General features: G+C 70.5%; 14 protein-coding genes. 5 read left to right on the forward strand and 9 right to left on the reverse strand.

Going from position 1 to position 17,882, the window contains the following annotated elements; genetic code table 11:
* Positions 1 to 109: 109 nt before the first annotated feature.
* Positions 110 to 673 carry a PDZ domain-containing protein gene (locus CAP_RS50485; protein ID WP_156040881.1) on the reverse strand — a complete coding sequence of 188 codons (564 nt, stop codon included), beginning with the start codon at positions 671 to 673 and terminating at the stop codon, positions 110 to 112.
* 237 nt (positions 674 to 910) lie between these two features.
* On the opposite strand from CAP_RS50485, the gene CAP_RS17000 reads away from it, so the two are divergent.
* Positions 911 to 2,074, forward strand: a complete 1,164-nt coding sequence (locus CAP_RS17000) for a serine/threonine-protein kinase (protein WP_052375415.1) — start codon at positions 911 to 913, stop codon at positions 2,072 to 2,074.
* Between the two features lie 25 nt (positions 2,075 to 2,099).
* On the opposite strand, the gene CAP_RS44810 is transcribed toward CAP_RS17000, so the two are convergent.
* Positions 2,100 to 3,335 carry an aminopeptidase gene (locus tag CAP_RS44810; RefSeq protein WP_052375416.1) on the reverse strand — a complete coding sequence of 412 codons (1,236 nt, stop codon included), beginning with the start codon at positions 3,333 to 3,335 and terminating at the stop codon, positions 2,100 to 2,102.
* Between CAP_RS44810 and CAP_RS17010 the strand changes: the two genes are divergently transcribed.
* The 3 genes from CAP_RS17010 (at position 3,334) to CAP_RS17020 (ending at position 6,490) form a co-directional block, all read left to right on the forward strand.
* The gene (locus CAP_RS17010) at positions 3,334 to 4,227 is read left to right on the forward strand and encodes a dienelactone hydrolase family protein (protein ID WP_044241858.1); all 894 of its coding nucleotides are present in this window, start codon (positions 3,334 to 3,336) and stop codon (positions 4,225 to 4,227) included. The genes CAP_RS44810 and CAP_RS17010 overlap by 2 nt on opposite strands.
* A gap of 173 nt (positions 4,228 to 4,400) precedes the next feature.
* On the forward strand, positions 4,401 to 5,318 hold the full coding sequence (locus tag CAP_RS17015; RefSeq protein WP_052375417.1) for a GGDEF domain-containing protein: 918 nt from the start codon (positions 4,401 to 4,403) through the stop codon (positions 5,316 to 5,318).
* A gap of 41 nt (positions 5,319 to 5,359) precedes the next feature.
* Positions 5,360 to 6,490, forward strand: a complete 1,131-nt coding sequence (locus tag CAP_RS17020; protein WP_044241861.1) for a hypothetical protein — start codon at positions 5,360 to 5,362, stop codon at positions 6,488 to 6,490.
* Positions 6,491 to 6,506: 16 nt separating this feature from the next.
* Here CAP_RS17020 and CAP_RS17025 read toward each other — a convergent pair whose 3' ends face one another.
* From CAP_RS17025 to CAP_RS17050, 6 genes are all read right to left on the reverse strand, one after another.
* Positions 6,507 to 6,920: a PilZ domain-containing protein gene (locus CAP_RS17025; protein ID WP_044241862.1), complete on the reverse strand. Its 414-nt coding sequence runs from the start codon at positions 6,918 to 6,920 to the stop codon at positions 6,507 to 6,509.
* A gap of 94 nt (positions 6,921 to 7,014) precedes the next feature.
* Positions 7,015 to 7,788 carry a chlorite dismutase family protein gene (locus CAP_RS17030; protein ID WP_044241863.1) on the reverse strand — a complete coding sequence of 258 codons (774 nt, stop codon included), beginning with the start codon at positions 7,786 to 7,788 and terminating at the stop codon, positions 7,015 to 7,017.
* 52 nt (positions 7,789 to 7,840) lie between these two features.
* The gene (locus CAP_RS17035) at positions 7,841 to 9,103 is read right to left on the reverse strand and encodes a hypothetical protein (RefSeq protein WP_044241864.1); all 1,263 of its coding nucleotides are present in this window, start codon (positions 9,101 to 9,103) and stop codon (positions 7,841 to 7,843) included.
* Positions 9,104 to 9,129: 26 nt separating this feature from the next.
* Positions 9,130 to 10,032: a hypothetical protein gene (locus CAP_RS17040; protein WP_044241866.1), complete on the reverse strand. Its 903-nt coding sequence runs from the start codon at positions 10,030 to 10,032 to the stop codon at positions 9,130 to 9,132.
* A 391-nt stretch (positions 10,033 to 10,423) separates the two neighbouring features.
* Positions 10,424 to 11,314, reverse strand: a complete 891-nt coding sequence (locus CAP_RS17045) for a hypothetical protein (RefSeq protein WP_044241867.1) — start codon at positions 11,312 to 11,314, stop codon at positions 10,424 to 10,426.
* Positions 11,315 to 11,472: 158 nt separating this feature from the next.
* A complete protein-coding gene (locus CAP_RS17050; RefSeq protein ID WP_156040882.1) occupies positions 11,473 to 12,186 on the reverse strand; it encodes a hypothetical protein in 714 nt (237 codons plus the stop codon).
* A 530-nt stretch (positions 12,187 to 12,716) separates the two neighbouring features.
* On the opposite strand from CAP_RS17050, the gene CAP_RS17055 reads away from it, so the two are divergent.
* Positions 12,717 to 14,159, forward strand: a complete 1,443-nt coding sequence (locus CAP_RS17055; RefSeq protein WP_044241871.1) for an MATE family efflux transporter — start codon at positions 12,717 to 12,719, stop codon at positions 14,157 to 14,159.
* Positions 14,160 to 14,277: 118 nt separating this feature from the next.
* On the opposite strand, the gene CAP_RS44815 is transcribed toward CAP_RS17055, so the two are convergent.
* Complete coding sequence (locus CAP_RS44815; protein WP_052375418.1) at positions 14,278 to 17,853, reverse strand: serine/threonine-protein kinase; 3,576 nt, start codon at positions 17,851 to 17,853, stop codon at positions 14,278 to 14,280.
* Positions 17,854 to 17,882 lie beyond the last annotated feature (29 nt).

Below are 17,882 nucleotides of genomic sequence, written 5' to 3' on the forward strand. Positions count from 1 at the left end.
AAATGGGGCGGGAGGTCGCCCTGGGATGGCGGCAGTCACGCGCCACGCTCCGAGGCGTCCCACCACCCTGCCGGGTGGGCCGCGAGGGCGCAGGCGCGAGGACGCAGGCTCACCGTGATCTGCTGCGCGGAACGTCCACCAGGAAGTGCTGGATGGCGTCGTCCCGCCGCACGGTGAGCACGGCGAGAGCACCCGGGGAGATCCCCCGGAGACACCGCGCGAGCTGCTCGGTGTCAGCCACGGGCTGATCGTTGACGCGCAGGATCACGTCACCCAGCTCGAGAACGGGGAGGGCAATGCTCTGGGTCTGGATCTGACGGATCTCGGCGCCGTTTCCGCCGGTGTCGATCGCGCTGAGCGCCCAGGGATCGCCGACGTCCCAGAGCTGTGGGGGTGGGGGAGGTGGGGTCATTCCCGCCATGAGGGAAGGCTGCGGCCACGCGGTAGGCCATGCGGTGGACGGCGCCCTGGAGCGCGATGTCGAGGTGCCGAGGGCCGCCGGGGCGAGGAGGTCGCGCTGTTCGGGCCGCAGCCGGGCGACAGGCGGGGTGGCTGGAGGTGACGCCGCTGGCGGGGGGCGGCCCTGAGCCCTGGCCTGGCCGGAGTCCTCGCGACAGCCGCCGAGGAGCAGCGTGAGGGCGAGGAGGGTCAGAGGAGCAGGGAATCTCGGCATTGTGGGTGTGTGCAGGCTTGCCCTGGAGGGGCTCTCGGTTCCGACCAAGCAATCGGAGTGCCGTCGCCTACGTCGTGACTCCCTGGCGGTCCCACGGCGTCCGCCGAGGCGGGCGTGTGGTCGTGGGAGGGACTGTGCGCAGCGCCTGCAGGGCGTGCGAGAAGCGTCCAAAGAACGCCGCCAGACGAACCGGGGCATCCCACGGCGTGGTGACGTCCTGCTAGCCTGCGACCCAGGGTGGAGCCGGCTGCAGGTCAGATCGTCGCCGGCAAGTTCCGGCTGGAGCGGTGCATCGGTAGAGGCGCGATGGGCACGGTCTGGGGAGCGCGTCACGTCACCCTGGGCTCGCCGGTGGCGTTGAAGTTCATGAGCAAGGCACTCGTGGAGGACTCCCTGGCGCTCACCCGCTTCAGCCGCGAGGCGGAGGCGGCGGCGCGCATCCGCTCGCCGCACGTGGTGCAGGTCCTCGACCACGGCGTGGAGCGCGGGACGCCGTACATCATCATGGAGTGGCTGGAGGGGGAGGACCTCGGCACGCGCCTGCGCCGGGAGCGGCGACTTCCGATGGATCAGCTCGCTCTCCTCGCCGCGCAGGCGGCGCGGGCGCTCGGGGCGGCGCACGAGGTGGGGGTCATCCACCGCGATCTCAAGCCGGGCAACATCTTCCTCTCGCGCTCGCACGGAGGAGAGGAGGTGGTGAAGCTGCTCGACTTCGGGGTGGCCAAGGTGATGTCGCCGGTGGCGCACGCCACGACCGAGGCAACGGCGACCGGGATGATGGTGGGGACGCCTGACTACATGAGCCCGGAGCAGGTGCGGAGCAGCAAGGAGATCGACCACCGCACGGACCTGTGGGCGCTCGGGGTCATTCTCTACCTCGCGCTCACCGGCCATAAACCCTTCAAGGGGGGCTCGCTCGGGGAAGTGATCCTGCGCATCTGCACGGCCCCCCTGGTGCCTCCTTCGCAGCTCGTACCGGGGCTGTCGCCAGCCGTGGATCTGTTCTTCGCGCGCGCGTGCGCCCGGGATCTCACCGAGCGCTTCCAGTCGGCCGCGGAGCTTTCGGCGAGCTTCATGGCCGTGACCCAGAGCGTGATGGTCTTCCAGGGAGTGCCGCCGAGCGGGCGAGATTCCGGAACGCCAAGCGTGAATCCCGCGCTGATCCCGGGCGTCCCGGGACATGCCGGCATGCCCTCCAGCGTGTCAGGTGGCATCGCGGGTGGAGGGAACGGGATGCGCGATCTGCCGAGCGGGCAGGTGATCTACGTCCCGTCGCCGACCTCGCGTGGGCCTTCGCCGATCACGGCGCTGCTGTTCGCCTTGATCTTCCTGATGCTGGTCCTCGCCATCGCGCAGGAGCACATCCAGAACGCGCTGCGCCTCCTCAAGACGATCCCGTGAGCCTGCGGGGACCGCCCGGGTCGCCTCAGCGGCAGCCGGCACGCGCGAGAGGCGCGAGCACCGGACCCAGGTCCTCCTGCTGCGGGATGGTGAACTGCGCAGGGCGGAGCTCTGCGAGCGCGGCGAAGAAGGCCGGGAAGCTGCTGCCGCAGGCGGCGAGCAGGGCCCTGAGCTCTGCGATCCCGGCGTTGTAGGTGCGGAACTGGATGAGGGTCGCGTTGGTGATCGGGCGCTTCGCCTCGACCTGCCGTTCGAGCGCCGCGAGGCGCTGGCGCTTCTCGGCGAGCTTCTGCGCGGGCGGGAGGTTCGATCGGTAGAGCGCGTCGAGGTCGAGGTACGCCGCGCGCAGGGCCTCGCGCCGGTCCGTCGAGGCTTGCTGCTCCTCGGCGTAGGCGCGCCGCTCGGCCTCGGTGGCGCCCGACTCTTCGGCGAGCCAGCGCGCGGCGAGTTCGTCGCCCACGAAGCTCGCGACGCTCTCGTTGAGGATGCTCTGACCCGCCAGGTAGAAGGTGGCGTGCGCGCTCTCGTGAAGGAGGGTGTTGGCGAGTTCGCCGAGCGCGTCGTCACCGTCCGGGATCATGGAGGAGAGGACGGGGTCCTCGAACCAGCCGAGGGTGGAGTAGGCGCCTGCGCCGCGCACGTCGACGTCCCAGCCCTCGCCCTGCAGCTCGGCGGCGTAGCTGCGCGCCCGGTCGAGGTCGAACCAGCCGAGGTAGGGGACGCTGCCCACGATGGGGAACCCCCAGGTGCGCGGCTCGAACTGGAGAGGGCGTGAGGCGCTGACGACCCACACGGCGGCGGGACGATCGAGGGCGGTGTAGGCCTCGTAGCTCTCGGTGGCGCGGAGGCCGTGGCGCTCGCCGAAGGCCTTGATGTCGGAGACGCGCCAGAGAAGGCGGCGAAGGCGGGGCGGCGTGTCGGGGTGCTTGACGACCTCGCGGATGGGCTCTGCGGAGAGGCCGAGCGAGAGCTGCCCGGCTCCGGCCTGGAGGAGGTAGCCCACGGAAGACGTGCACCCCGTCGCCGTCAGCGCGAGCACCAGGGCTGCGGCACCGAGGCGGAGACGCGCGGCGAGGTCGAGGTAGCGCCCGAGGCTGGGGCCAGTGTGGGTGCTGGTCGGCGAGGGATCGGGGAAGGTCAGGGGAACGTTCCGGAGCTGGGGGCGATGCGGCGTGCGCCCTGCAGTATGGCATCCGGCGCGGCGCCCTCGTTCTTTTGAACGACGCTCCGTGAAGAACGGGGTGCTAGGGTCCGTCGCCATGCGTCACGCGTCACCCGCCCGCTTCGTCAGGTCGATCGCCGTCCTCGTCACGCTGCTCGCGGCGTGTGGAGGAGGGGCACCACCCGAAGCTGCAGCTCCGTCGAGCGCCACGCCAGCATCCGCCGCCGCGCCCGCGAGCGGAAGCCCGCACACCGGCCTTCTCTCCGAGGAAGCCTTCAAGGCCATCCACGAGCTGAAGGCGGAGCGCGCGCCCGCGCCACAGGGACAAGAGATCCAGGTGGAGGGGAGCCGCGCCTACCTGAGCCTCCCCCCCGGTGCGAAGGCGCCGTTGCCGGGCGTGGTGGTGATCCACGAGTGGTGGGGGCTCAACGAGCACATCCGCCACTGGACCGATCGGCTCGCCGAGGATGGCTACGCGGCGCTCGCGGTGGACCTGTACGGCGGCAAGGTGGCGACGACGCCCGACGAGGCCATGGCAACGATGAAGGCCGTGGACAACGCCGCTGCCCTGAAGGTGGTGCGGGCGGCGAACCACTTCCTGGAGACCGATCCGCGCACCCAGTCCCCGCGCACAGGATCCATCGGGTGGTGCTTCGGGGGGGCGTGGTCGCTGCAGCTCGCGCTCAACGAGCCCAGCCTGGACGCGGCGGTGCTCTACTACGGTCACCTGGTCAAGGATCCGGAGGCGCTCAAGGCTGTGCGCGCGCCGTTGCTCGGGATCTTCGGGAACAAGGATCAGGGGATCCCGCCCGAGGAGGTCGACGCCTTCGACAAGGCACTGCACGAGGCCGGGGTGGAGCACACCATCCTCCGGTACGAGGCCGACCATGCGTTCGCGAACCCCTCTGGCAAGCGGTACGACGCGAAGTCTGCCGAGGATGCCTGGAAGCACGTGCGCAGCTTCCTTTCGGCAAAGCTCAAGGGCGGCTAGTACTGCGTACCCTGGGACCGGGGCATTTGTCCCCTGTGGCCCCTGGTGACCGCTGCCTCTCCGCGCTGCGCATTCTTTGCGTGCAGGACCTGAGGTGAACGCGGACACGAGGGCGCGGGGGACGCGGAGAGGCTCTCACAATCCCGTTATCCGCGTGACCGGATGCGGGTAGCATGGCAGAGGAGATCCGGCGCATGGCCGACAAGGAGCGTACCGTCGTGCTGCAGGCACCGGGCCCGGTGTCCGGGCCCGGCGCAACCACCGTGGCGGCGCTGGTGCATCTCCACCCCTCGGGGGTGAACCTGGGGCGGCGCTACCCCCTCGACAAGCGCGAGATCCTGGTCGGCCGCGAGGGAGAGGTCGACGTGCGCCTCGAGTACGCCTCGGTGTCGCGCAGGCAGGCCCGGATCGTCAACGTGCTCGGCAACTGGGTGCTCGAGGATCTCGGCTCCACGAATGGCACCTTCGTGAACGAGCGGCGCATCCAGTCGAGCGCGCTGCAGAGCAACGATCTCATCCGCTTCGGCGAGGTGATCGTGAAGTTCCTCTTCGGGTCGGACATCGAGGCCGCGTACCACGAGGAGATCTACCGGGTCAGCATCCAGGACGGGCTCACCGGCGCCTTCAACAAGCGCTACCTGCTCGATCTCCTGGAGCGGGAGCTGGCGCGCTCGGTGCGCTACGCGCTGCCGCTCGGCCTGGTGATGTTCGACGTCGACCACTTTAAGCGGGTCAACGACACCTACGGCCACCTCGCGGGCGACGCGGTGCTCAAGGAGATGGTCCGGCGGCTCCAGCCGCGCATGCGCCAGACCGATCTCCTCGGGCGCTACGGCGGTGAGGAGTTCGCGGTGGTGCTCCCCTCCACGGACCGGCACGGGTCTGCCGCGGTGGCGGACTCGCTCCGGCAGATCGTGCAGTCGCAGCCGGTGATGTACGAGGGCGTCGGCATCCCGGTGACGATCAGCCTGGGGGTGACCGCGCTGGAGCCCTGGGCGGGGCCGCCGGTCGATACGCAGGAGCTGATCCGCAGGGCCGACGAGCGGCTCTACGCGGCGAAGCACGCGGGGCGCAACCGGGTGATGTGGTGAGCGCAGTCCCGCGAGGGACTGTGCGGGGGTGGTCTCGACGGATGGGACGCGGCGCGCGGTGCGTGGCGGTGATGGTCGCGGCGCCCCTCTGCGCGTGCGCCCGGCCCGGACCGGCGGAGGTGCGCCCGGTGGTCGTGCAGCTCCCCGCGGCTTCTGCGAGTGCCTCCGATCTCGCCGAGGAGCGCGCCGAGGGCGGAGAGATCTCGCTGCCTCCGCGCCTCGACGTGCCGACCGCTGCGGCATGCGTCCTCGAGGGACCCTTCCAGCCGCGCGGCGAGGCAGCGCTCCTGCGCCTTCACGAAGGGGGGCCCGCGTTCGCCGAGCTACGCGGCGGCGTGGACGTGCGCGTGCACCTGCCCGCAGGGCGGCCCGCGGGCGTGGCGGTCGAGGTGAACGCCGGCGGGCTCTCGCTGCGCGGGCACGCCCACCTCGCGGCCATCCCGGTGCGACCGGCGCGTCCGCTGGCGTTTCACGGCTTCGCGGTGCCGCTCGGCAGCGCCCTGCTCGATCTCCACGAGGCCACGCAGGGAGGTGAGCTCACCGTCACCTGGCCCGGCGCGCCTGGCGTCATGCCGGTGAGCGGGCCGGTCTCGGAGCGGCTCCGGTGCGACGACGTGACGGTGGGGGAGCTGGAGATCGACGCCGTCCGGGCGGCAGGAGCCCTCGACGGGGAGCGCGAGGCGTTCCTGCGGCTGGGGAGGGAGATCCCGCTCTCCGTCGAGCCCGGGGGACCCGTGGTAGCCGCGTTGCGCGCCCGGAACGACGAGGATGCGGCGGTGACGGTGGTGGGGACCCGTGGCGCGCGGGTGCGGGTGTTGTGGTGGCGCGAGGAGGCGCTGGTCGTCGGATGGGTGCCGGGCGTGGAGCTCAGGTGGAGCGCCCCCTTCTCCAGCGTGATCGGGGATGCCTCCGGCACCGGGCTCCTGGGCCTCCTCGGGACCGCGGGCGGCGAGCGCCGCGTGTGCGAGGTCGACGTGCCGCTCGTCGCGCAGGTGGGGGAGCAACGGGCGACTGTCGGGGTGGTGCGCGCCGGGACGCGGATCGAGGTGCTCGGCCGGCGGGCCGGGTACACGCGCGTGGCCGTCGCCGCGGGTGGGGTGTGGATCCAGGAAGGGGCGCAGATCCTCGCGCGAACGTCGGATCTCGCCCGGTGCGTGCGCGCCGGGGGGTAGGGGCAGCGCCCGGCGTTCAGCTCAGCGAGATCAGGCTCGCGGTGCCCGCGTAGTCGATGCGGATCGAGCGCGTGGGGAGCGGCGGCGGCATCCGGCGGAGCACCCAGCGCAGGAGCTGCTGGTCCTCGCTGCCGAGGGGAGCGAAGCGGAGGCCGAGGCCCCTCGCGCGATCCCACTGGCGCCTCCCCTGCACCACGCGCGCGATGGTGGCGCTGGTGTCGATGTACCGATCGGTCCCCGGCACCCGGAGCGACACCAGCACCTCCTCGCCGGCGAACGCCTGGACGTTCGACAGGAGGAACATGCCGTCGCTCGACAGATCCAGACCGGTGTTGCCGAGCAGCGCAAAATCACGCTCGCGCACGACCTGACAATCCACGCGGACGGCGCGGCGGACGGCGCCACGCTCGCTGGCTAGCAACATTTCCATGGGCTCTCGGGACTCCTCGCCAGGAAACGTACAGGCCCTCCCGAGACGGGGCCAAAAACGGCGCAGGGGGCGCTGGGGCGCAGGTCCGGAGCGCTCAGCGTGCGGCAGCGCGGAAGGCTGCTCGGCCGATGAAGAACGGCCCCATCTGGCTGATGAACTCCGAGGTCTGGCGCGTCTTGCGCATGGACTGCACCACGTGCGAGAGGGGGTACAGCTCCTTGCCCACGAGCCCGATGACGAACTCGTTGTCGCGCGCATCGAGCCCGTGACACGCGAGGCGGATGTCGTGCGCCAGATCCTGGGCACCGTAAGCGCGCCCGATCTGCCCGTGCTCGCGGAGGATGGCGCCCTGCTCACGGCCTTCGAGCCGCGCGAACGCGCCGCTCCTGCGCAGCGGGTACCACACCGCCCAGGGCCAGTCCGGGTTGAGCACCGTCTGCGCGGGGCGCTGGAGCAGCCAGTACTCCAGATCGCTCTCGTAGCCCGTGGAGTAGGTGCGGCCGAGCATGGTGAAGTCCCCGCGCAGGTCGAGGGGGCCACCTTCCAGGCTGTTCACGGCGGGGCGCACGCGATCGACGAACACCGCGGGATCTTCGGACCAGGTGAGCAGCCCGAGGCTGCGCGGATCGTTGACGTCCTCGTAGACCACCACGCTCGCGCCGGCTTCGTGGACGGCGCGGCCGAGGCTCAGGGTGAGCCCTGCGGGCGCGGTGCCCGCCGGGCAGCGGAAGACGAGGAGCTGCATGAACAGCCGCCGGTTCATCTCCTGGGGCTGACCGTCACGGGGCGCGCCGCGCTCGTGGGTCTCGACGCGGGGCAGCTCGGGCTCGCCGTGTCCAGCGGGGCGGGGAGGCGTGGGTTCGCTCATGAACCAAGGGCTACCGGCCCCGAACGCCGGCCGCAACCTCTACCACCCCTCCTCAGTTGCCGAGGCGCTCGATGGCTTCCTCCGCCGTGTTCACGTCCTTCGAGAACTCCTCCACGTGCCGCGTCTTCTCGTCGCTCTCCCAGGCGGCCTCGGAGAAGTCGCTCATCGCGTAGCGGCGGGTCACGTGCACCGTGCCCTCGAGGAGCGGCATCAGCTCCCGGTCGGGCGAGGTGTTCTCCTTGAGCAGGTAGCCCTCCACGTCGCGGAGCTTGAAGGGAGCCTCCGCCGACTCGTCGTGGACGAGCTTGCCGAACACCACGAGCCGGGCCTCCTGCCGCCCTGCCGCGAGGATGTCGTTGAAGCTCAGGTAAGCGAACGAGTTGCCCTTGGCGTCGTCGACCCGCCCCGTGAGCACGTAGCGCCCGGGCTTGTCGACGTTCATCTCCATGAACAGATCGAGCGAACCGTCCTTGAGCACCTCGCGCACCCTGCCCGTGAACTTCGCCGGAGCGGCGGGGGTGTACTGGAAGTCGAAGCTCGCGGAGCCGGTCTCGGAGCCCACCTGGAGCTGGGCCGTGACCCGCACCGTGCCGTGGTAGCCGCCGAAGCCCTGGGAGGAGGGCTGGAACGTCGCGGCGAGCATGCCCACGCCACCCGCTGGCGCGAAGACCACGGACGCGTCGGGCGGTCCTGCGGGCGTGCGCGCGCGCTCGTCCTCCGGGAGGCCAGCCAGCGCCGAGGTGGCCGAGCAGGCCGCCGGCCCTGCGCTGTTCTCGCAGGTGATGGTGAACGCCACCGTCTCGTCGCCGACCACGAAGAACCGGTCCTGCGCGAGCGTCACCTTGGCCTCGGTGCGCTTCTTGTCCTCGCGCGCGAGCGGCAGCTTCACCGACGCCACGTGGTGGGGCTTCATCTCCTCGGGCTGCTCCCGGGCGGGCCGCGCCTGCGGCGGGTAGCGCGTGTGCTCCAGGTAGGAGTCGAGCGTGTGCCGGGAGCGTTCGAGCCGCATCTCCCAGAGCACCCGGGGATCCTTCACGTCGGAGCCCTCCGGGATCTCGCGCAAGGCGTCATCCCCGCCGGGGATGCGCATCGGCGCCGAGGGCTGGGCGGGTCGACCGATGCTCGTCTGGCGGGGCCGACCTTGCGACGGAGCCGCCGCGAAGTCTGGCTCTGCGGGCGCCGGGTGGTAGGCCGCGCGAAGTCCGATGAGGAGCCCGAGGAGCGCGAGCGCGCTCAGCGCGATGACCCCCCAGCGCGCGCGCCCGGAGGGCCGCCCTGCCGGCTGCTCCCCCGTGCGGCGCCCTGTTCGTTTCATGGCCTGGTTCGATACAGAGGTTCGACTCAGAGCGCGTAGGTCGCGATGTCCTGGCGCACCGGGCCCACGATGCCGGCCCACGCACCGTTCGAGTAGTGGTTGTAGGCCTCGTTGTTGTCGCGCAGCTCCACCGTGTGGTTCGTGTAGAGCTTGATCAGCGTCGAGCCCTTGTAGGCGCCGGTGGTGCCGGTGCCGAGGTCGCCGTCGCAGAACAGATCGCCGGGGTTGCAGAAGCTGCCGGTCTGGGAGACGCCGCCCGTCGAGTGGTAGGCGACGGCCTCGTCGTCCTGACCGGGCAGCGCGCCCGAGTACGCCGTGCCCTTCGAGCCAGCGAACATGTAGAACCACTTCCCCTGGGTGTTGTTGTGGTTGTAGAGCGCGCGCATCGTCGCGGTGCGCAGGTCCCCGGTGAGCGGGTCGGAGACGGCCCAGTGACCGAGGTTGGCGAGCTCGCTGCCGCCAGCGGCGCCGGAGGCGATGTCGACCCACTTGATGTTCCAGCCGGACTGGGTGCCGGCGGCGCTCCCCGTGGCGTTGCCGCACACGCCGCTCGCGTTGGGCGTCGCGTTCTTCTTGGTGCGGGTGGAGGTGCCGTACTGCGCCAGGGCGTAGCCAATCTGCGCATTGCCCGCGCTGTGGCCGGCGAGGTAGCAGAAGTTGGTGCCGGTGCAGTAGCAGTCCAGGGCGTCGCGGATGCGGTAGTTCTGGTCGGCGATCTTGCTCGTGCCGTCCCAGTTCGCGGCGCGCTTGTTCACGCCGGCCGCGGAGCTCGCGGAGCCCCAGTAGCCGAAGTAGCTATGGTTCCCGGGCTGGGTGTTCCCGGAGGTGTTCCGGCCGTGCACCCAGACGGTGTAGTTGGCGGCAGAGGCGATGGAGGGAGCGATGAGTGCGGCGGCCATCGCGGTGGCAGCGAGGAGGTGGTGGCGCATGGCCTCACATCAACCTCATTCGTGTACATGGCGTCAATGTGTCCGTCGCGGGGAACGTCGTTTCCTCATCACGTCCATTTTTCTCGTGATGGCGCGCCATGCGTCTCGCCATGTGTCTATGGTCGAAGGATTCAGCATTGCGGCAACGCATGCTGTGGTTCGCCCATTGAAAGGGCGCGCCTGGGGGGCTGCATGACTTGGCGCAAAGCATCATTGAGGGGGTGAGCAAAGGCGTGCGCACCTCCGCACCTCGCGGTGAGGTGATCCATGCCTGTGGCAGGGGATCTCGTGACCCTGCCATGCCGCGGGGGCTTCGCGCAGATCGCAGGGAGTGGTGCGGGTCGCGCTCGGCGCGACGGCGTGGCGGAGGCGCGTGCCCCCGCCGGGCGGCTCACAGCGCGTAGGTCGCGATGTCCTGGCGCACCGGTCCCACGATCCCGGCCCAGTTCCCTGCGCCGTGGTGGTTGTAGGCCTCGTTGTTGTCGCGCAGCTCCACCGTGTGGTTCGTGTAGAGCTTGATCAGCGTCGAGCCCTTGTAGGCGCCGGTGGTGCCGGTGCCGAGGTCGCCGTCGCAGAACCAGTCGCCGGGGTTGCAGAAGCTGCCGGTCTGGGAGACGCCGCCCGTCGAGTGGTAGGCGACCGCCTCGTCGTCCTGGCCGGGCAGCACGCCCGAGTATGCCGTGCCCTTCGAGCCAGCGAACATGTAGAACCACTTCCCCTGGGTGGCGTTGTGGTTGTAGAGCGCGCGCATCGTCGCGGTGCGCAGGTCCCCGGTGAGCGGATCGGAGACGGCCCAGTGGCCGAGATCTGCCAGCTCGCTGCCGCCAGCGGCGCCGGAGGCGATGTCGATCCACTTGATGTTCCAGCCGCTCTGCGTGCCGCCGGAGTTGCCACACACGCCGCTCGCGTTGGGTGTCGCGTTCTTGTTGCTGCGGCTTGAGGTCCCGTACTGCGCCAGGGCGTAGCCGATCTGCGCGTGACCCGCGCTGTGGCCGGCGAGGTAGCAGAAGTTGGCGCCGGTGCAGTAGCAGTCGAGGGCGTCGCGGATGCGGTAGTTCTGGTCGGCGATCTTGCTCTTGCCGTCCCAGTTCGCGGCGCGCTTGTTCACGCCCGCGGCGACGCTCGAAGGACCGAAGTTGCCCAGGTAGCTGTGGTTGCCGGGCTGCGTGGTCCCCGAGGTGCTGCGGCCGTGCACCCAGATCGTGTAGTTGGTGGCTGAGGCAATGGAGGGCGCCACGAGCGCCGCAGCCATCGCCGAGACGGCGAGGAGGTGATGTCGCATGGCCCCGATGAATCCCGGATGGGACCGCGGCGTCAATGCACGCGGCGCGCGCAGCGTCGATTCCAGAGCGCGATCAATTTTCCCGTGCAACCGGGCTCCTGCCCCTGAGCCTCGCGCCGCGCGGCGACCCTGCCCGCTTCGCACGGGAAGGGCCGCCTCTATTGCACGATGAGCGTCGCCTCGATGATCGGAGCGGTCATTCCCGCCGTGGTCGCGGCCACCACGTAGTAGGTATACGACCCTGGCTCCGTGGGTGGGGTGATCGCGGCAGTCCAGGTGCCATCCGCTGCCACCGCCCGGGCGTCTCCCTCGGGCACGGGCGGCGCGAACGGTGCGGAGAACTGCACTTCCGGCGAGATCACCAGCACCAGATCGGAGATGGGATCGTTCTCGGCGCCGGTCACCTCCACGCTGAGCGTCGCGGTTTCGCCACGATTCACGGCGGGGGGAGAGAAGGTCGCGCTGGCGGTGGTGGGACGCGCCGCGTCCTCTGGCATCGGCGCGGCCCGGACCTCCACGGCCGCGACCTCCATCTCTGTGGGGGCGATCCTGAACTCCGCCGAGGCCACCTGGTGGCCCTCGGCGAAGACGTAGACGCCCTTGTCTCCGCGCGGCAGGAGTGCGGTGAAGTACCCTGGAACGGGTGGAACCTCTTCATCGCCCACCGGCTCGGAGCCGGCCCTGGCGCCGTACGCAGCCGCGGCCGAGGTGAGACCACCTTCCGAGATGGCGGCCAGCGCGTCAGGCAGCGCAGCGCCCGCCGTGTCGAGCACGGCCACCTGGACGACACCGTTGGGCGGCTCGTTCGTGCAGCCCGCGAGCGACGCAGCGACCAGGAGAAAGCCGGACAGGAAAGTTGCGCGGATCGCCATGAAGATGTGCATACCCACAAAGGCGGCCGAGGTCCACGCAGCAGGCGCCGGAGCGCTCTCGAACGCGCAGAAAACATCGGCTGTTGCGGCTCTTCCCGGGGTGAAGGCCGCTCAGGGCGCAATGCGGTGACGCTCTGGCCGGACCCGGGGCGGCACGCACGGTCCGCACCCCATCCTGGTGCCCAGCGTGTGTGGACCAGCCCGTGCCGCAGGAGCACCTGACCCCTGTGGCAGAGACTCCACGCTCGTCCCTTCCGCGCAGCACCTCACGGTTCTCGACGCGTCGCACCGCCTCGTGGCACCTCGCGCGATGCTCCGCTCGTGTCGTGCGCGCATGTGGTGCATGTGACGCATGTCGCTCATGTGGTGCATGTGACGTATGTCGCTCATGTCGTGCATGCCGCGCTTCTCATGTCGCTCATGCCGCGCATGTAGCGAGGTGTGGCTGCGGAGCGCCGTTTGCCTCGCTGCGGCCCGTGGGATAGGGTGTCGCCCTTCCCGCCGCATCGCCCAGCGAGCACCGAGGCCGCATGTCATCCAAGTCTGGTACCGACCTCACGGTCGGGAGCATCCCGAAGCACATCATCACCTTCTCTCTCCCGATGATCGCCGGAGGTCTCCTCCACACGGCCTATAGCTTCATCAATGCGATCTGGGTCGGTCAGTACCTCGGCCGGCAGGCCCTTGCTGCCATCACGGTGAGCTTCCCCGTCGTCTTCACCGTCATCGGCATCGCTATCGGGATGACCTTGGCGGCGAACATCCTCGTATCCCAGCGGTACGGGGCCAAGCGATTCGACGAGCTGCGGCGCATCGTCGACGCCACCATGGTCCTGTCCTATGGCCTCGGCATCGTCCTGATGATTCTCGGCGAGGTGTTCGCGCCCTTCGTCCTCCGGGCCATGGACACGCCGCCCGACGTCTTCCACGAATCCGTGGGCTACCTGCGGATCTACATGGTCTCCCTTCCCCTGACCTTCGGCACCTTCGCGCTGAGGAGCATGCTCCAGGGAATGGGCGACTCGCGGACGCCGCTGCTCTTTCAGTTCGGCTCCGTCGTGCTGATGACGATCCTCGATCCGCTGCTCATCTTCGGGCACCTCGGCCTGCCCCGGCTCGGGCTGAACGGCACTGCCTGGGCCACCAACATCGCGCAGCTCGTGGTGGTGATCGCGCTCCACGTCCACCTGCGCCTGCGCGGCTCCCCGATCGCCCCCCGGTGGCCCCGGTTCGAGGGCCTCGGGGCCGAGGTGAAGACCGTGCTCCGCATCGGCATCCCGGCCTCGGTGCAGCAGTCCCTGGGCTCGCTGGGGATGGTCATGGTGACCGGCATCGTCAACGGCTTCGGCGAGGTCTCCACCGCGGCCTTCGGCGCTGCCTCGCGCATCGATCAGATCGCGTTCCTCCCGGCGATCAACTTCGGGATGGCCATCTCCACGCTGGCCGGCCAGAACCTCGGCGCCGGTCACCTCGACCGGGTGCGGGAGGTCTTCCGCTGGGGCTGCCTCTTCAGCGGCACCATCAGCCTGGTGATCTCGTTCGTGGCAGCGGTCTTTCCCGAGGTGCTGCTCCGGGTGTTCATCGGCGACCCCGAGGTCATCCAGCACGGGGTCGCCTACCTGCATATCGTCGGCTCCTGCTATGTCTTCTTCAGCCTGATGTTCGTGAGCAACGGCATCATCAACGGCTCGGGGTCGACGGTGGTGACCACCCTGATCTCCCTGATCAGCCTCTGGGTGTTCCGGGTGCCCGTCGCCTACTGGCTCTCCCGCGCCATGAACAGCGAGCTCGGCGTCTGGTACGCGATCTCGCTGAGCTTCCTCGTCTCGATGGTCGTGAGCATGGGCTACTACTTCTCGGGCCGCTGGAAGCAGGCCCTCGGCAAGAAGAAGGGACCCTCCTCTTCCCCTACCGACGCCAAGCCCGTGCCGGATCCCGGCGAGGTCTTCGTGAACGAGGTGGGCGAGGTATGACGCCCTCGGCATGACGCCCTTGGCATGACGCCCTCGGCATGAGGCCCGCGGTGGGTGCCTCGTGGCAGTGTGGGGACCTTGCGGCAGCGCCTGGTGCCGCGTGCCCTCACCCCGCGCGCTACGTGGTCACGTCGGGCGCCGTGGGCGTCTCCGAGGCGCGGTCCCCGTCGTCCTGATCGCGCCCGATGGCGCGGAGCCAGCCGTTCACCCGGCTCCCCGCGGGCCTTGGCCAGCCCATCCGCGCGAACCGCGCCAGGAGCTGCGGCGTGTGGTCGCCCATCCGGCTGTCCTTGAAGGCCCCCCGCGCCGCCTCCATCTCCTTCGCGCCCTCGTGGAACCGCCCCTCGTGACAGGCCAGCCAGGCCTGCGTCAGGTGCCGGTGCTGCCTCGGCTCTGCCTCGGAGATGGCCAGCCCATCGCAGGCCTCGAGGTGCTCCCGGGCCTGCGCCACGTCGCCCCGCCCGAGCGCAATTTGCGCGAAGAGCACCCGCGCCTCCACGTGCCCCCACGGATCGCCGAGCCGCTCGAAGATCCGTGACGCCGCCTCCGCGTGCTCCTGGGCGAGCGCGGCGTCGTCCCGGTCGAAGGCCAGCATCGACAGGAGCCGCTCGCAGCCACCCTCTCCGCGCGGATTGGCGAGATCCCGGAAGCTCTGCCGGGTCGAGATCACGATCTCGTGCGACGCTGCCAGATCGCCCAGCCTGTGCTCCGCGTGCGCCAGCGCCAGCTCGCACTGCGCCATCCCCAGCCGGTAGCCAATGGCGTCGAAATCAGCGCGCGCCGACGCGAGCAACCCGCGCACCGTGTCCGTCGACGATCCTGGCGCCGCCTGCTCCACGATCCCCTGGAGCAGCAGGCTCTGGGCGCGACCCAGCCGGTCTCCCAGCTCTGCCGCGCGCGCCGCGCAGCTCGCCAGCACCGCGCGTGCGCGCGCATGATCCCCGAGCAGGTAGTCGATCTCCCCGAGCAGCACCTCGCACTGCACCTGCCCCTGGGCGTGTCCCAGCTTCTCGAACAGCGAGAGCGCCTTCGCCACGAGCTTCCGCCCCTGCGCCTCCCCGCCCAGGTCCGAGGCGATGTGCCCGAGCAGCCGCAGGCAGTGCGCCTGGTTCTCCTCGTCCCCTGCGTGCTCGAACAGCCGCTTCGCCTCCTCCGCATCGCGCCGCGCATCGTCGAGCCGCCCGGCCAGCCGTTGCGCCTCTGCCCGGTAGCGCAGGTGCATCCCGAGCCGCGCCCCCGTGAGCGCCGGCCGGCTCTCGTTCGAGGGCCGCGTCTCCAGCACCGCCAGATCCCGCAGCGTCGCCGACACATCGCGCGAGCTTTGCCAGAGCTCCGCCACGTGCTTGTGGATCAGATCCGCCGCCGCCTCCAGATCTCCCGCCCGGATCAAGCTCACCGCCCGGTGCCTCAGGATGCGGCGGTTCGCGCCGGCCGGGTGCCGCGCCAGCGCATCGGCCGCAGCCCGGAACACCGGGCTCGCGTCGGGCTGCTGAAAGAGCTGCGCGAGCAGGTGCTCCTGCAGGAGCGCGTGCGGCCAGCGCAGCCGATCGCCCGTCGCCAGCAGGATCTGCGCCCGCTGCATCGCCGCGATGCTCTGCAGCGCTGGCAGCCCCAGCGTCTCGAAGAACAGCAGCAGCACCTCCCGCCGCATGTCGCCCCCGAGCGCCGCCGCCGCCCTCGCCCCGTGGCGCAGCACCTCCGGCAGCGCCGCCAGCCGCTCCTCCCACAGCTCCGCCGTCGTCGCCGCCTGCACCGCCATCGCTGGCCGCGGCACGTAATACTTGCCCGCCCGCAGCGCCAGGTGCCCGCCCCCGGCCCAGGCGTGGAGGAGCTGCAGCGCGAACAGCGGGTTCCCCTTGCTCCGCGTTGCTGCCGCCTCTGCCGCCGCCTCGTCGAGCGGCAGCGTCTCCCGCAGCAGCGTGTTCATCTGCGCCGCGTTGAGTGGCGCCACGTCCAGCCGCTCCCCGCTCCACCCCTTCAGGATCTCCTCCAGCCGCGCCGCCGCCGCCGGATCGGTCTCCACCGCCTCGCTGCGCGCCGTCGCCACCACCATCAGCCCCAGCATCGGCGAGTCCCGGTGCAGCGTCATCAGGCTGTCGAACGTCGACTGCGACGCATAGTGCAGATCGTCGAGCCAGATCAGCACCGGCCGGTCACGCCCCACCCGCTCCAGCGTCTTGCGGATCACCAGCCACCGCAGCTCCGGCCGATCGAGCCGGAACCGCTTCCCCGTCGGCCCCACCGCGTTGCTCCCTGCCGGCGTCGGCCGCATCCACTCCGCCGCCGCCGCCACCCACGTCTTGCCGACCTCGTCCTCGGAGGACACCTCCCAGACGTTCATCAGCACCTTCTCGATGATGTCCCGCTCCGCCCGCTCCAGCCGGTAGTGCTGCGTCACCGCGCCCACCACCCCGTCGAGCGGCGCCGAGATCCGCCGGTAGCGCGCCCGGAGCGGCACGAGCAGCGCCCGCTCGTGCACCTCCTCGCAGAGCCACTCGCAGAGCCGGCTCTTGCCCACCCCGGCTTCCCCTGCGAGCAGCACGAACTTGTGCACCGGCTTCGGCGAGTCCACCACCTCCGCCACCAGCTCCATGAGCCGCGCCCTCTCCCCCGTCCGCGCCACGAAGGGACTCGGCCGCAGGTTCAAGAGCCCTGACGAGCTCACCGACAGCGGCGCCTCCTCCTCGCTGTCCGGCGGCTCCAGCAGATCGGGCGTGAGCAGCTCCTTCCGGCTTGGCGGAATCCTCCCGCTCGTGATCAGCGTCGCCGGCAGCGGCGTCGCCAGCACCCCCCCGTCCGACGTCTCGAACCGCTTCCACACCCGCCGCGCGTCCCCTGCGAAGTCGAACCGGTTCCACGGCCGCTTCGCCAGCAGCCGCTTCACGAACCGCCCCACGTCCGTCGGCACCCCTGGCAGGAGCGGCACCTCCGGGATGGGCGCGCTCCGGTGCTGCTGCAGCAGCTCATCGTTCGTCCCCTCGTACACCTCCTTGTTGGCCAGGCAGGCGTACAGGATGCACCCCAGCGAGTAGAGGTCCGTCGGCGGCCCCACGTGCGGCGCCGCGAACCGGATCTGCTCCGGCGCCATCCACCCTGGCGTCCCCGCTCCCCAGCGCACTGTCGGCGCCGTCTCTCGCGACCCATCCAGCCGGTGATCGATGCGATCCTGCACCAGCCACGCGAGCCCCAGATCGAGCACGTGCACCGTCGGCTCCCCCTCCGGCGGCATGTCGAGCAGCACGTTCGAGGGCTTCAGATCCCCGTGGATCACCCCCCGCGCATGCGCATGCGCCAGCGCCCCCAGCACATGGTCCACCATCTTCCAGAGGATCGGCCAGGGCAGCGGCTCCTCGTTCACCTTCGCCAGGTAGAGCCACTCGTGCATCGACCGCCCGGGCACCGCATCCATCGCCAGGAACGGCGTCCCATCCGGCAGCGCCCCGAAGTCCCGCGCCCGCACGATGGCCGGATGGCTCAGCCCCGCGAGCGCCCGCGCCTCCTCCTGGAACCACCACGCATCCTCGGGTCGGTTGCGCGCGCCGGGCCGACAGAGCAGCTTCAGCGCCACCCGCTCATCCACGACCAGATCGCGGCAAAGGTAGACGATCCCCATGCCACCGCGCCCGAGCTCGCGCCGCACCTGATAGCGGCCGGCCAGGATGGTGCCAGGAAGAAAAGGTTCGTCGCTCGTCATACGTACAGCCTTGGGAGGGATGATAGCTT

The sequence above is a fragment of the Chondromyces apiculatus DSM 436 genome (genome assembly GCF_000601485.1).
In the GTDB taxonomy this organism is placed as follows: domain Bacteria; phylum Myxococcota_A; class Polyangia; order Polyangiales; family Polyangiaceae; genus Chondromyces; species Chondromyces apiculatus.